Genomic DNA, 14,748 nt, shown 5'->3' with positions numbered 1-14,748 from the left:
CCAGCGCTTCCCCGAGCGCTCACCTCAGCCGGCAAGCGATCGTTTGCTGAGCCATTCGGCGGTTTGCTGGCTCGCCTGTTCGGCGGACATCTTGAGGCTGAACCCTTGCAGCAGCCCATGCAGGAAGATCCCCGTAAAACAGTCGCCGGCGCCGATCGTATCCTGCACTGAAACCTGCTTCAGCGGCGTGACATGGTTCAGCACCTTGCCGTCATAGAGCGAGATCGGGCGCGTTCCATCGGTCAGCACCAGCGTCGTCAAGCGTGGTCCGGCGATCGCCGCCGCTCTCTCCCAGATCCGATGCGTGTCCTCATCTGGAAAATCGGCACGCGATCCGATGACGATGTCGGCCGGGCGCGGTGAGGCCTTGCGCAGTGGAAACTGCGAGATCACCAGCGGGATCGTCTCGAGCGAGGCGACGATGCCGTCATCGAGCACGAGCGCGTTGAGATAGGCGGCATCGCCGGAGACAGGATCGGGTATGGCGAAGGGCGGCCGCTCCCGCCCGCCGGGGTTCAGAATGGTGCGCTCGCCACTCGGCTCGAGCAGGATTTCGGTGAACAGGGTCTCGCCGGAACGCATGGTGACGTGGCGCACATCGATGCCGCCCGCCTGCAAGGCCGCAAGTGCCGCCCGGCCATGACCGTCGTCCGTCAGGCTGCTGACCAGCCGGACGTCATTGCCGAGCCTGGCCAGTTGAGTGCCTGTGTGGAAGCCGCCACCGCCGAGCCTGAGGGTGCGGTCCAAATAAGTGATGCGCGCGCCCGAAGCGAGCGGCGATGACAGCGACCAAACCTGGTCGTAGTTGACATGGCCGACAACGATGACTGTGCTAATGGTCCTTTGCTTTCGGCCTTCCATTTTTCACCCAGTCCTGGCGCGAGCGCATCGACGATGAAGCGCTGCGCAATCAGGAATAGCACCGGGACCGGCATCACGGACAGCAGGCTGGTCGCCATCGGCGGTTCCCGCGGGACTTCGGCGCGCCATAGCCAGGCTTGATGACAGGCATGTGTAGGAACGGAGATCCGTCTCGTCTTGCCGCCATCGTAAGGACAGACGGTATGGCCCATGTGATGGCGCAGGCGTGCATTGCCAGCCCTTCTTGCGTCAGCTATGATTCATTCGAATGACATAGGGTAAAGGCCGCCTGGTGATGATGCAAAACAAGCTACTGCATGGCCAGTGGCAGCAGGTCGAGGAGGAACTTGCCGCCGATATTGCGGCCGGCCGTTTTGTCGACGACAACAGGTTGCCGAAAGAGACGGACCTGATGGCGCGTTTCGGGGTTGGTCGCCACAGCATCCGGCGGGCGATGCAGCAGCTTCAGAATCGCGGTCTTGTCCAGGTCGAGCAGGGGAAGGGCACGTTCGCCAGGGATGCCCGGCTCGACTACCGCCTGTCGGAACGCACGCGCTTTTCGCGGAACCTTCTGGAGCAGGGGCGTGAGCCTCTGGGTCAAGCGATCAAGGAGGAGGCGATCCCAGCACCGCGCCGGGTCAGCGAGGCGCTCAGGCTGCCACCGAACGAGCCGGTCTATCACATCGTGCACCTTGGTTTTGCCGACGAGGATCCCATCGGTCTTTCCAACGCCTATTTTCCGGTGCGCCGCTTCCCCGGTTTCGACAAGGCGAGACGCAACGGGAGCAGCGTCAGCGTCATCCTCGCCGAATATGGCGTCACCGACTATATCCGCCTGCGCACCGATATCATCGTGCGCCTTCCGACCAGGGAAGAGGCCAGGCATCTCAAGCAGTCCGAAACGCAGCCGGTCGTGCTGCTGAAGAAGGTCGATGTTGATATGAAGGGCACGCCGATCTCCTACTCCGAATCGATCTGGCCCGGCGAACGCGTGCAGTTCTCGATCGACAATACGAGCCAGCTTCTCAGTGTGCTGGCAGAGGCCGCGAACGCCAAAGAGTGAACAGCGGTGAGATCTTCGCCGCACTTTCATGTCTGATTTGCTGCTGATGCTCGGCTTTTGCGTAAAGCGCGAAAGCAGCACCATCTTTGATGGCTCCCCCAACCGCATCTGCCCTATCTTTTGACCGGGCCGGGCTGTCCATTGCCAATGGCGAGGTCCAGCACCGGCCTGCAGGTGTGGCCAAACTGCAGCACCGAGATGCCCGCCGATATCCGCTTCGACAAAGCTGCGGCACCAACGGCACGTCGTCACATAACTGTTATGTATCGCGCCTAGCTAAAATTCCGTCGCCACATCCCAGCCACGTCTCGGCCACATCTCACATTGAGGGACTACAATGCTTTCTCCAAAGATCACCCTTCCGCTTGGCATCTGCCTGCTCCTGGCGACGCCCGGCTTTGCAGCCGATCTGGTTGAAGCGGCACCGCCGCCGGCACCGGCTCCGGCTGCCCCCACCTGGACCATCGGCATCGAGGGAAGTCCCGAGTTCTACGCCATCAACAATGGCAGCAACACCGCTCGCTCGCTCGCCGACACCTACTTCAAGTTCAGCGTCTCGCACAATTTCGACAACAACTTTGTCGGCGGCGTGTTTTTCCAGCCGACCTTCAAAACCGGCGGAAAGTCCCAGTATTACGGTGAAGCGAGCCTCGGCTACAAAATCAAGTTGACCGATGTCTTTACCCTGACGCCCAGCGTGGCCTTTGGCTACACCTGGCACGACACGGGCATTCCCAAGGATGGAGACGCCAATGCGCAGGTTCCCTACTACGCCCTGTATCTCGCGGGTGACTGGAAGCTGACCAAGCAGTGGACGTGGAATGTCTTCAACCTGCGCTACCGCAATGCCTTCAACGCTACCTGGGAAACGCCCAAGGTGGCCACTGGCGTGACCTACAACATCGACTCCACCAATGCCGTCTATACCAGCATCGGTTATTCGTGGAAGAAGATCGACACGACGTCGTCGCCTTACAACGACGTGGCAGCCGACAAGCTCAACATCGCAATCGGATACAAGCACTCGTTCTGATCCCGAGTGTTATAATTCCAGAAGGCGCCCGCGCTCGAACAGTGCGTGGGCGCCCGAAATCCGTGGATGGAATTTAGACAGTCTGGCGCGACGCTTTCCTTGGCCGCAAAAATGTCGATCAAGAAAAGCGAAGCGATCGGGCGGACAGATGTCAGTCCGATCTCCATTCGTTGCCTGCTTCACTGGCGAGAATCCCGAAGGATCATCTCCGCCGCTTTCTCCGCGATCATGATCACCGGCGAATTGGTGTTGCCCGAGACGATGGTCGGCATGATCGAGGCATCAACCACACGCAGCCCGCCGAGACCGTGGACTCGCAGGCGGTCGTCGACCACCGCCGCCGAGTCCGACCCCATCTTGCAGGTGCCGACAGGGTGGAAGATCGTCGTGCCGATGTCTCCGGCCTTGCGGATGAGGTCTTCGTCGCTGTCATACTGTGTGCCGGGCAGCATCTCCTCCGGCGCAAAGCGCGCCACGGCCCGTGCCTTCATCAGACTTCGCACATGGCGTAGCGAAGCGATGGCAACGCCGCGGTCTCCTTCCGTGGAGAGATAGTTCGGCTGGATCTTCGTCGCCTCGCGCGGATCGGCGGACCCCATATGCACCGTGCCGCGGCTTTCCGGGCGCAGATTGCACACCGACACCGTCACGGCTGGAAAGCGATGCAATGGCTCGCCCAGCCGGTCGGTGCTCAGCGGCTGCACATGGTATTCGAGATCAGGCGTTTCGAGACGTGGATCGCTTTTGGCGAAGATGCCGAGCTGGCTCGGCGCCATCGACAGCGGGCCGGAGCGTTTGAGCGCGTACTCCACACCCATCGCCGCGCGGCTGAACAGATTGTGGTAGCGCTGGTTGAGGGTCGCGGCACCAGTCACTTTGAAGACCGTGCGGATCTGCAAATGGTCCTGCAGGTTTTCACCGACGCCGGGCAGGGCGTGGCGCACGCCGATGCCGAGGCGTGACAGCAGTTCGGGTTGACCGACGCCGGAAAGCTCGAGCAGCTTCGGCGAGTTGATCGCACCGGCCGCGATAATTGTCTGCCCCGCTTTGACATAGTGCAGGCGGTCGTCCTGACGGTAGACGAGCCCGGTGACGCGTCGGCCTTCGAATTCCAGCCGTTCCGTCTCCGCACCGGTGACCACGCGCAGGTTCTGGCGATCAGCAATGCCGCGCAGGAAGGCCTTGGAGGTGTTCCAGCGCACCCCCTTCCTCTGGTTGACCTCGAAATAGCCAGAGCCTTCATTGGTGCCGGTGTTGAAGTCGTCGGTGCGGGGGATGCCGAGTTCCTCGGCGGCGTCGCGGAAAGCGTCGAGGATCGGCCATGACAGGCGCTGCTTTTCGATCCGCCATTCGCCGCCGGCGCCATGCATTACGCTGGCGCCGCCGTGATAATCCTCCGACTTCAGGAAATAGGGCAGCACATCGTCCCAGGCCCAGCCGGCATTGCCGGCCTGTCTCCAGCCATCATAATCCGCTGCCTGTCCGCGCATGTAGATCATGCCGTTGATCGAGGAGCAGCCGCCCAGCACCTTGCCGCGCGGATAGCTGAGGCGGCGGCCGTTGAGCCCTGCCTCCGGCTCGGTCTTCAACAGCCAGTCCGTGCGCGGGTTGCCCATGCAGTAGAGATAGCCGATGGGTATGTTGACCCAATGATAGCGGTCGCTGCCGCCGGCCTCGAGCAACAGAACCCGATTGCGCGGATCGGCGGAGAGCCGGTTGGCCAGCACGCAGCCGGCCGAACCCGCGCCGACGAAAACGTAGTCATATTCGCCCGACGAAGAGGATTGAGTTTTGGTCACGTGAGCGCCTGCTCGGCGGCGATGCGCTGCCAGATCGGGCCCATCGCCTGGTTGATCTCCCGGTACAAGCGATAGCGCCGTGCATAGGCCGGAGCAATCGCGCCATTGGGCGTATAGTGCCGGGCGGCTTGCGTCATCGCGGCGGAGCCCGCGCTGAAATCTGCGAATACACCGACCCCGGTGCTGGCGGCAATCGCCGCGCCAAGCGCGCCGGTCTCGCGGCTGCGCGCCACGGTGACGGGGACGCCCAGCACATCGGCGAAGATCTGCGGCCAGATGTGGCTGCGCGAACCGCCGCCCGACAGCACCGCTTCGTCGAATGTGGCGCCCGCCTTATGCAACGTCTCGACATGCCGCTTGTGCTCGAAGGCCACGCCCTCGAACAGCGCGCGCAGCATGTGCGCCCGCGTATGCCAGCCTGCCATGCCATAGAAGCCGGCACGCGCGCGGCCGTTCTGCTGCGAGCCGTAGAGGAATGGATGATAGATCGGGATGTCGCCGTCGGGATCGACCGAGGCGACGAGATCGCTGCACAGTTCGAATGGCGACCTGTCGGCATCGTTTGTATGTTCGAGGAATTCGTGCACGATCCATTCGAGATTGGCGGCCGACGTGGCGCTGGATTCAATCGCCAGGTAGCGCGTAGGATCGAAGGTCGAGAGCATGAAGATCGAGGGGTCGCGGATCGGCTCGTCGGTGATGACCTGGTTGATGCTCCAGGTGCCGGCGATGATCGAGGCGGCGCCCGTACGTGTGACACCGGAGCCAATGGCGCTGGCAACCACGTCGAACAGCCCGGCGACGACCGGCGTGCCGGCGCGCAGGCCTGTCAGCGCTGCGACCTCGCCGGTGATGTGACCGGCGATCTCAGCCGACTCCAGCACGGGCGGCAGCAAATCCATGCAGTCGCCGAGCCCATAGGCAGCGAGCAGCTCTTGATTGTAGCGCCGTCCCGGCATCTCGAGCAGGCCGCAACCCGACATGTCCGAAGTGTCGGTGGAGCGCGCGCCAGTCAGCCGGTTGACGACGAAATCCTTGCAAAGAAAGACAGTGCCGATCCCTGCGAACAGCTCCGGCGCAAAGCGCTTGAGCCAGGCGAGCAGGGTCGGTGTCTGCGCCGCCCACGGCTTTTGCAGGCAATGCACATAGGTGCGGTCGCCGACATTCTGCTCGGCCCATTCGGCTACGATACCGACAGCGCGCGTATCGAGCGACTGGATGCCGATCAGCGGTGCGCCATCGCGGTCGAGCGCATAAAGACCATTGCCATGTCCGGCGCAGCCGATGGCGACGATGTCGCTGGCGTCGATGCCGGCCTGGTCAATGCACTCGCCGATGACGGCGACGGCATTGCGCCAGAGTTCCGTGAGATCGCGCTCTACATGCCCCGGCTTGGGCATGGAGGAGCGGCCATCGCGGACCGCCAATGCCAGTTCGCGCCCGGACATATCGAAGATGATGGCCTTGATGACGGTGTTGCCGGCATCGAGGCCAAGAATGTACTTACCCATTGGCTCCTCCCGATGCCCAAGCCTATGCCTGCTTGTACAGGTCCCAGGCCGTGGCGCCATCCGCGTCGTCATGGATGATTGCCATCAGCCCGCGCACCACGGCGCTCGGGTTGGCATGCTGGTAGATGTTGCGGCCGTAGACCATGCCCATGGCGCCTTGCGCCATCAGCGCTGCCGACTTGTCGAACACCGCGCGCAGATCCTCCTTGCCGCCGCCGCGCACCAGCACCGGGCAGCGCGCCGCCTCGACGACGCGGTGGAAGTCGCTGGGGTCGCTGGTCGGATCGGCCTTGACGATGTCGGCGCCCATCTCGCGGGCGAGCCGCGTCAAGGTGACGATCTTTTCGGCGTCGCCGTCGACCATGTAGCCGCCATGTTCGGAGACCGGCAGCATCGCCAGCGGCTCGATCATCAGCGGCAGGCCGTATTTGTCGCAATCGGCGCGAACCCGTGCGATGTTTTGCACGCACTGCCGGAACAGGTCCGGTTCGTCGGGCAGCATGAACAGATTGACGACGACGCAGGCCGCGTCCATTTCGATGGCGCCCACCAGCGGCTCCGCCTCGTTCTGCAATACCGCCCACATCGCGCGATGGCGGATCCTGTTGTAGGGATTGCCCATGTCGATGCGCATGACCAGCGCCGGCTTGTCCCTGCCCGACACAGCCTGCAGCAGGTCGGCCTGCCCATGGTTCATCTGGATGGCGTCGGGCCCGGCCTTGACCAGTTGGGCAACGACGCCTGCCATGTCCTCGAGCCCGTTGAGGAAGCTCGGCTCGTTGCACACGCCATGGTCGATGGCGACGTCAAGACAGCGGCCACCGCCGAACAGCCGGTTCATGCGGACTTTGGTGTTCACGCGCATAGGGCGCTCCTTTTGTCGTTTGTCTTGGAGAGATCGGAAAGGGTGACGCCGTGCTGGTGCGCCAGCAGGGCAAGGAAGGCGGCATGTTCGGCTGCGGCGCGGGCGGCATCCCAACCCTTATGCGCGGCGAGAATTGCCAGCACCGCGTCGATGAGGGCGAGGCTGAGGCCGCCGGAAATGGCGATGGTGGTTCGGCGCAGGAAAAGATCGGCAAGGCACTCGGCCTGCTCGCGCTCGATCATCAGGCGGATTTCGGCGGCCGCGTAATCCGATCGCGAAAGCATCGTCGATGGCTCGGCGAATTGCTCTGCCGAGGTGCCGTAACGTTCAAACAGGGAACAGGCTCGTTCGACGCTCAAGCCGTGTCGCTCGGCCAAAGCCGCGCACCATGTTTCGGGATTTTCGGGAAAATCGCGACCGCCGCCTATGGCAAGGTCCTCGGTGCCTTTGCTGCGTGCCAGTCCGAGCCGCGCCAGTACCATGTCGGCGGCCATCGCCCCGAACGAGCGGAAGGTGGTCCACTTGCCGCCGATCATGCAAAGGGTCGCCGGCAGATGGCCATTGGCTTCCACGAACTCGCAGAAGTGATCGCGCGGGATGCGGCCGGTGAAACTGTCGTCGCTGGCGGGCAGGGGGCGAACGCCGGAGAACGAGAACACGATCTGCTCTTCGGCAACCGTGATCGCGGGGAAAACGAAGGCAAGAGACTGCAGGATATAGCGGCGCTCGTCGTCCTCGCAGCGCACCTCGTCCGGGTTGTCGACGCGAATATCGGTCGAGCCGATCAGCACCTTGCCGAGATAGGGAAACAGGATGCAGATGCGCCCGTCCTCATTCTCGTAATAGACCATGTGGCCGCCCAGCGCGCCATGGAGTTCCGCATTGTCGACGATCAGGTGCGAACCCTTGGTGCCGCCCATCATCAGGGGTGCGGAGGCGCCTATGGCCTTGTTGGTCAGGTCGATCCAGCCGCCGGTGGCATTGATGATCAGCGTCGGGCGTATCGGCAGTACCTCGCCGGTCAGGCCGTTGGTCAGCGCAATCCCGGCGTCCGTGGAAGCCACCGAAGCGTAGTTCAGGGCGCAAGCGGATGGGCTGGCGGCCATGGCGTCGAACAGCATTTCCAGGCCGAGCCGCTCCGGCCGGCTCACCCAGGCGTCATAATAGGTGGCGGAGCTGCGGATTGCCGGATTGATGGCTGGCCATGTCCTCAGCGTTTCCGCTCTGCCCCTGAAACGATGCGTCGGCATCAATCGCCGCGCCGATGTGAACAGGTCGTAGAGCGTCAGCCCCGCCTTGATCACCAGGGCGCCGCGCCGGCTCGGCCGTCGCGTCAGGCCTAGGAAGCGCACCGCACCATTGGCGATACCCGAAAATGTGTCGAAGATCGGCACCGTCGTCGGCAGCGGCGCGACATAGTGCGGAGCGTTCCTCAACAGCCGGTCTCGCTCGGCCAGCGACTCGCGCACCAGCTTGAATTCGCCGTTTTCGAGATAACGCAGGCCGCCATGCACCATGCGCGACAGCGCGGCGCTTGCGCCACTGCAATAGTCGCCCTTTTCCGCCAGGACGATGTCGACGCCCTGCAGCGCCAGCTCGCGAAAAACGCTGATGCCGTTGATGCCGCCGCCAATGACGAGCACGGCAATATCGGGCCGCTCGCGCAGAGCGGCGAGTGTGTCGTTGCGGTTCATGTGGCTTGCCTTTTCGCTCAGGCATCCAGTGCGGTGAGATGCGCGGCAATTGCCGCGTCAATGGCGGCAAGTTCGCTGGAGCCGAGCGCGATCTCCCCGGCGCGCGCATTGTCGATGGCCTGTTCGGCATTGCGCGCGCCGCATAGGGCAAACGTGATGCCAGGCTGGGCCAGCGTCCAGGCAATGACGATCTGGGCCATTGATGCCTGATGCCGTGCCGAGATTGGCGCGATGGCTTGTTTCAGCCGCGCCACCTTTTGCCGATTGGCAATGGAGAAGCGTGGATTGTCCTTGCGCTGGTCGTCGCCAGTGAATTCGCGCGCCGGATCGATGGCGCCGCTGAGCAGGCCGAGCGCCAGCGACGAATAGCTGAGCGTTGCGATGTCGTTGTGGCGGGCGATCGGCAGCTGGCTGCCTTCGATCTCCCGATCGATCATCGAGTAACGCTCCTGGATCGCGTCGATCTGGCCGGCGGCGACATAGTCTTCGAGGTCCTGGGCGCTGACATTCGAGGCGCCGATGGCGCGTATCTTGCCGGCGGCCTTGAGCTTTTCGAGTACCGCCATGGTCTCGGCGATCGGCGTCGTCGGGTCCTGCCAATGGGTGATGTAGAGGTCGATATGGTCGGTGCCGAGCCGGCGCAGGCTTTGCTCCAGCTCATGGGCGATGCCGTCGGCGCCGAGATAGCGATGCACAGGCTTGCCATCCTGGTTGAAGAAATGGTTGCCCTTGCCGGAATGCCAGTTGAGCCCGCATTTGGTGGCGATCACCACTTTGTCGCGTTTGCCTTTGATGGCCTTGCCGACGATCTCCTCGCTGCGGCCGAGGCCATAGGCTGGAGCGGTGTCGATAAGGCTGATGCCGGCATCGATGGAGGCCTCGATGGCGCGGATCGATGCCTGTTCGTCGGTGCCGCCCCACATCCAGCCGCCGATCGCCCAGGTGCCGAGGCCCACGGCCGAGGCAGAGACGTCGGACTTGCCAATCTGGCGGATAATCTGTTGGGAGCTCATGCTGCCTCCTGTTCGGCAAGGTCGAGAATCTGGAGGCTGGTCGCCTCGTCGGTGACGATGGTGTCGAGATGGTTGCCGCGCATGGCGCTGAGAATGGGCGCGGCCTTGCTGGCGCCGCTGGCAATGCCGATCGAGCGCGGGATGGTGGCGAATTCGTCGAGCGTCAGCGACACCAGCGAACGGTTGAGCGCATAGCCGCAGAGCTTGCCGTCGCGGTCGATCAAGTGGGCAAGCAACTCGCCGGCCGCGCCTGACTGTTCGATGGCCTGCCGGTCGGCGCTCGATGACGGGTGCAGGTCGTAATAGCTGGAATCATCGCTCAGGATCGAACCGACGCCGACCACGGCCACATTCGCGTCGCGCGCCTTGCGGAACACATCGGCGACCGAGCGCACGCCCATCAGCATTTCGCGCTGCTCGGGACTGTCGGCAAACAGCGGCGCATGCACCTGATAGGCGCGTCCGCCAAGCTTGTCGGCCATCAGCGAGGCGACGTGGTTGACATCGGTATAATGCTTGCCCTGGACGAGACCGGTGGCGGGAATGACTTCGACGTCGTACCGGCGGCTTGGCTTCAACCCGGCGACCAGTGCGCTGACGCCCTTGCCGCCGGTGATCGAGATCGTGTCGCCATCCTTGATGGTGTCGAGCAACAGGCGCGCCGCGGCCTCGCCGACTCGTTGCAGCGCCGTCTGCGGATTATCCGACACCGTGGGCACGACCACCGCGCGTTCGATGCCTCCCAGCGCCACAAGGCGCGCCTCGATATCGACCAGATGGTCGATCGGCGACTTGATCTTGATTTCGACCAGGCCGAGCTGGTGGCCGCGTTTGATCAGCCGGTTGACGGTGGCATGCGAGATGCCGAGCTCCCGGGCGATCTCCGCCTGGGTCTTGCCTTCCACATAGTGCAGCACCAGCGCCTGATGCATCTGGCGGATGGTCGAGATGTCGTCGCGGGTATTGGGAGGGGCCATGATCTTGTCTCGTCGCCTGGGAGCTCAGGACTTCTTGCGGTGCAGGAAGTGATCGATCGACACCGCCGCCAGCAGGATGCAGCCCTTGATCATGTCTTGCCAATAGACCGACACGTCGAGCAGGATCAGCGAACTGGTCACCACCGACAGCAGGGCCATGCCGAGGATGGCCCCGAAGATCGTGCCCGACCCGCCGTTGAGCGAGGCGCCGCCGATCACCGCTGCGGCGATGATGTTGAGCTCCATGCCGGCGCCGAAGGTTGGCGTGGCCGCGCCGAAGCGGGCCATGTAGATCACGCCCGCCAGGCCGGCGAGGGTGGAGCACAGCACCGTCACCCAGAACTTCACCTGTTTGGTCTTGATGCCCGAGAACTGCGCCGCCTTCTCGTTGGAGCCGGTGTAGAAGACCTTGCGGAAGGCGGTGGCGCGGCGCAGCAGGAAGTCGAAGATCGCCACGACCGCGACAAAGATGATGATGACATAGGGCAGGCCGTTGAAGTTGCCCTGGCCGATGGCCTTGAACGACGGCGGCAGCGTGAACAGCGACAGCGGTGTGCCCTTGGTGACGATCAGGCACATGCCGCGCACGATGACCATCGCCGCCAGCGACGTGATGAAGTGGTTGAGGCCAACCACGGTAACGAAGAAGCCCATTGCCGCGCCGATCAGCGCGCTGACGCCGATGCCGATCAGGCTGGCGGTCCACGGGTCGAGGCCGGCGAGAAACAGCGCGCCCGAGACCACCATGGACAAGCACACGACCGAGCCGACCGACAGATCGATGCCGCCGACGATGAGCAGGATGGTCATGCCGACGACGACGATGCCCTCGATGGAGAAGCTCATCAGCATGGCGCGGAAATTGCCCCATGTCAGGAAGTGCGGCGACGCGAAGCTCATCGCGATGCACAGCGCCAGGATGATGACGATCAGCCCGGCCTCGCGCATCGAGGCCATGCGGGCGAAATTGCCGCGCCGCGCAACGCCCGTTGCCTTGATTTCGGCATGCATGAGGGTTTCTCCCGCTTCCCTAGGCGACATTCTGGGCCTGCTTTTGCTGAACTGAATTTTTCTGGACGCCCGAGGCGAGCATGATGATGGCTTCCTCGCCAAGTTCGTCGGCGTCGAGTTCGCCCGCGATCCTGCCTTCGCGCACGACGATGACGCGGTCGCACAGGCCGATCAGCTCCGACAGTTCCGATGAGATGACGACGATGCCGACGCCCTTGCCGGCGAGTTGCCGCAGCAGGCGGTGGATTTCGACCTTGGCGCCGACGTCGATGCCGCGCGTAGGCTCGTCCATGATGATGACTTTGGGGTCGATCGACAGCTGCTTGGCGATCGCCACCTTCTGCTGGTTGCCGCCGCTCAGCGTCGAGACAGTGGCATCGATGCCGGCCATGCGCACGCCGAGCTTTTTGGTCAGCTCGGTCGCCTGGCTGTCCTCGGCCCTGCGGTCGAGCAATCCGAGCGCTCCGGTCAGCTTGCCAAGGTCGAGCGCCGAGATGTTTGCCGCGATCGGCATGTCGAGGAACACGCCGGAGCCCTTGCGGTCCTCGGAGAGATAGACGAGCCCGGCTTTCACCGCGTCGCTATAATTGCGGATGCGCAAGCGCTTGCCGTCGAGCGCGACAGTTCCCGAGGTGGTGGGCCTCAGGCCACAGATGGTCTGCGCGATCTCGCTGCGTCCAGCCCCGATCAGCCCGCCGATGCCGAGGATTTCGCCGGCACGAAGTTGCAGGGACACGTCATTGAAGCGCTGGCCGTCGCAAAGCGCGTCGACGTCGAGCAAGAGCCGTCCGGGTTCTTGCGGCGCCAGCTTGTCGGGATAGAGCTGGGTAATCTCGCGGCCAACCATCTTGCGGACGATGTCATCGGGTGATGTCTGCTCGATCGGGTCGGTGGCGACATAGTGGCCGTCGCGGAAGACGGTAACGCGGTCGCACAGCGAAAAGATCTCGGCCATGCGATGGCTGATGTAGACGACGGAGATGCCGCGCTGCCTGAGGCCGCGCACGATCGCAAACAGGCGCTGCGCCTCGCTCTCGGTCAACGCCGCCGTCGGCTCGTCGAGCATCAGCACCTTGCAGTCGAGCGTCAGCGCCTTGGCGATCTCGACGAGTTGCTGGTTGGAAATGGAAAGGTCGGCGACCCTGGTTCGCACCGGAATGGGGGCGAGCAGGTCCATGATCTTCTGGGCGTCGGCATGGAGCCTCTGATAGTTCATCAGCGGCGCGCGGCGGCTGTTGATCGCCGCCATGTAGATGTTCTCGGCGACCGTCGCGTCCTGGCACAGCGCGATCTCCTGGTGGACGAGTGCGATGCCCAGCCGCTGCGCCGCTGAGGGCGAGGGGATCGAGACACGCTGTCCGTCGATCAGGATATCGCCCTGGTCGGGCTGCAGGACGCCGGCGATCATGTTCATCAGCGTCGACTTGCCTGCGCCGTTCTCGCCGCACAGCGCATGGATTTCGCTGCGCCGGAGTTCGAACCGCACGTCGTCCAGCGCCTTGGCCGGGCCGAACGCCTTGGACAGGCCGCGTACTTCAAGAATGGGCGTTTCGACCACGCCATACTCCCTGCGATGGGCGCTTTCAGGGGAAGGGAGCAAGCGCCCCCTTCCGACTTTGTCGGCCCCGGCTGCGCGCCGGGGCATGGAGATCGGGCTTACTCGTCGATGCCCTTGGTGCCGCGCCGCTTCAGGTACTTGTCCCAGTAGAAATCATCGGCGTTTTCGGCGGTCACGATGGCGAACCCGTTGTCGACGAAGGGCACGCTCATGGCGTTGAAGCCCGAACGCTTGGCGTCGTTCATCGGGTCGATCAGCTGGGGATGCTTGGCCAGCCACAACAGCATGAAGCCCATATAGCCCTGCATGCCCTGGTTGGGGTTGACCGATCCGTAGATCTCGCCGGCCTTGATCATGTCGAGGATCTTGGCGTTGACGTCGGCCAGCATGACGCGGATCTTGCCGCCGCCTTCCTTGGCTGCTTGTGCCGCGCCGATCGCCGAATTGGCTTCGGGCATGAACACGGCGCCGAGGTTCGGGTGCGCCTGGGCGAGGCTCAGGACCGCTTGATAGGCCTTGGTCGGATCCTGGTTGGAGGCGGCGCGGCCGACGAGTTTCATGTCCGGCCACTTGGCTTCCATGCGCGCGACGAAGGCATTGACGCGCTTGTCGTGATTGTCTTGGCCGGGGTTTTCCAGCACGGCATATTCGCCCTTGCCGTCCATCGCCTTGGCAACAGCATCGGCGGCGTAGGTGCCCTCCGCGTTGTTGTCGGAGGTGATGTAGGAGATGCGCTTGGAGTTGGGCGAGTCCGCCGCGAAGGTCACCACGGCGGTGCCCTGTTCGATGGCGCGATTGATCGGCTCGATGAAAGGATCGGAGTTCATCGGATGCACCAGGATGCCGGCCGGCTTCTGCGCCAGGGCCTGGTCGAAGGTGGCGATCTGCTTGTTGACGTCATATTCCGGCGTGCCGGTATAGGCGGTCTCGCAGCCGAACTGCTGGCCGGCCTGCTTGAACATCTCGTAGACCGGGAACCAGTATTCGACCCCCGAGACCATGACGTTCATGACGTATTTCTCACCCGGCTCGCACTTGAACGGGTTTGCGGTTTCGCCGGCAAGCGCCTGAACCGAACCCAAGCAGGTCGATGCAGCCGCCGCGATCGCGAGCGTGCTCAGAAATTTGCGCAAGTTTCCTCCCCTGGCCGAAGCCATTCTCAATAAGCGTCGCGAGCGCCCAGGGCGCCGCACTGTGGATTGATTGTCGCCGGACTTCCTCCTGAACCCCGACGTTTCGACAATTGCAGTCTGCCTGCGTTGTGTCAATAAAATTCATATAGTGAAATATATTTCAGAGTATAGCAGGCAAGTTTGATCTGCAAGCTCGAACGAGCGCAGTCGGGCGCGTCGTCCTGACGATC

The 14,748-nt window shown here is 63.4% G+C and carries 12 protein-coding genes; 2 read left to right on the top strand and 10 right to left on the bottom strand.

Annotation, left to right across the window (positions count from 1 at the left end; all coding sequences use genetic code 11):
- Positions 1-24: 24 nt before the first annotated feature.
- Complete coding sequence (locus tag LGH82_RS12640) at positions 25-861, bottom strand: PfkB family carbohydrate kinase (protein WP_227348792.1); 837 nt, start codon at positions 859-861, stop codon at positions 25-27.
- Between the two features lie 295 nt (positions 862-1,156).
- Between LGH82_RS12640 and phnF the strand changes: the two genes are divergently transcribed.
- Positions 1,157-1,924: a phosphonate metabolism transcriptional regulator PhnF gene (gene phnF / locus LGH82_RS12635; RefSeq protein WP_227348791.1), complete on the top strand. Its 768-nt coding sequence runs from the start codon at positions 1,157-1,159 to the stop codon at positions 1,922-1,924.
- A 337-nt stretch (positions 1,925-2,261) separates the two neighbouring features.
- Positions 2,262-2,957 (top strand): oligogalacturonate-specific porin KdgM family protein, encoded by a 696-nt coding sequence (locus LGH82_RS12630; protein ID WP_227348790.1) that lies wholly within the window; start codon positions 2,262-2,264, stop codon positions 2,955-2,957.
- A 179-nt stretch (positions 2,958-3,136) separates the two neighbouring features.
- On the opposite strand, the gene LGH82_RS12625 is transcribed toward LGH82_RS12630, so the two are convergent.
- The 9 genes from LGH82_RS12625 to LGH82_RS12585 all read right to left on the bottom strand — a co-directional run bounded on the left by LGH82_RS12625 (position 3,137) and on the right by LGH82_RS12585 (position 14,518).
- The gene (locus LGH82_RS12625; RefSeq protein ID WP_227348789.1) at positions 3,137-4,756 is read right to left on the bottom strand and encodes a GMC family oxidoreductase; all 1,620 of its coding nucleotides are present in this window, start codon (positions 4,754-4,756) and stop codon (positions 3,137-3,139) included.
- The gene (locus tag LGH82_RS12620) at positions 4,753-6,267 is read right to left on the bottom strand and encodes an FGGY-family carbohydrate kinase (RefSeq protein WP_227348788.1); all 1,515 of its coding nucleotides are present in this window, start codon (positions 6,265-6,267) and stop codon (positions 4,753-4,755) included. The genes LGH82_RS12625 and LGH82_RS12620 overlap by 4 nt, the downstream gene beginning before the upstream one ends.
- A gap of 22 nt (positions 6,268-6,289) precedes the next feature.
- On the bottom strand, positions 6,290-7,108 hold the full coding sequence (locus tag LGH82_RS12615; RefSeq protein ID WP_227349568.1) for a class I fructose-bisphosphate aldolase: 819 nt from the start codon (positions 7,106-7,108) through the stop codon (positions 6,290-6,292).
- A 14-nt stretch (positions 7,109-7,122) separates the two neighbouring features.
- Positions 7,123-8,826, bottom strand: a complete 1,704-nt coding sequence (locus tag LGH82_RS12610) for a glycerol-3-phosphate dehydrogenase/oxidase (protein ID WP_227348787.1) — start codon at positions 8,824-8,826, stop codon at positions 7,123-7,125.
- Positions 8,827-8,843: 17 nt separating this feature from the next.
- The gene (locus LGH82_RS12605; RefSeq protein ID WP_227348786.1) at positions 8,844-9,839 is read right to left on the bottom strand and encodes an aldo/keto reductase; all 996 of its coding nucleotides are present in this window, start codon (positions 9,837-9,839) and stop codon (positions 8,844-8,846) included.
- Positions 9,836-10,816 carry a sugar-binding transcriptional regulator gene (locus tag LGH82_RS12600; RefSeq protein WP_227348785.1) on the bottom strand — a complete coding sequence of 327 codons (981 nt, stop codon included), beginning with the start codon at positions 10,814-10,816 and terminating at the stop codon, positions 9,836-9,838. Before LGH82_RS12600 ends, LGH82_RS12605 begins: the two co-directional genes overlap by 4 nt.
- A 24-nt stretch (positions 10,817-10,840) precedes the next feature.
- Complete coding sequence (locus LGH82_RS12595; protein WP_227348784.1) at positions 10,841-11,827, bottom strand: ABC transporter permease; 987 nt, start codon at positions 11,825-11,827, stop codon at positions 10,841-10,843.
- Between the two features lie 19 nt (positions 11,828-11,846).
- Positions 11,847-13,385: a sugar ABC transporter ATP-binding protein gene (locus LGH82_RS12590; RefSeq protein WP_227349567.1), complete on the bottom strand. Its 1,539-nt coding sequence runs from the start codon at positions 13,383-13,385 to the stop codon at positions 11,847-11,849.
- A 98-nt stretch (positions 13,386-13,483) separates the two neighbouring features.
- On the bottom strand, positions 13,484-14,518 hold the full coding sequence (locus tag LGH82_RS12585; protein ID WP_227348783.1) for a substrate-binding domain-containing protein: 1,035 nt from the start codon (positions 14,516-14,518) through the stop codon (positions 13,484-13,486).
- Between the last annotated feature and the right edge of the window lie 230 nt (positions 14,519-14,748).

Source organism: Mesorhizobium sp. PAMC28654, from assembly GCF_020616515.1.
Lineage (GTDB): Bacteria > Pseudomonadota > Alphaproteobacteria > Rhizobiales > Rhizobiaceae > Mesorhizobium.
The sequence above is the reverse complement of the archived record's forward strand: the minus strand, read 5'-3'. Positions and strand labels throughout refer to the sequence as shown.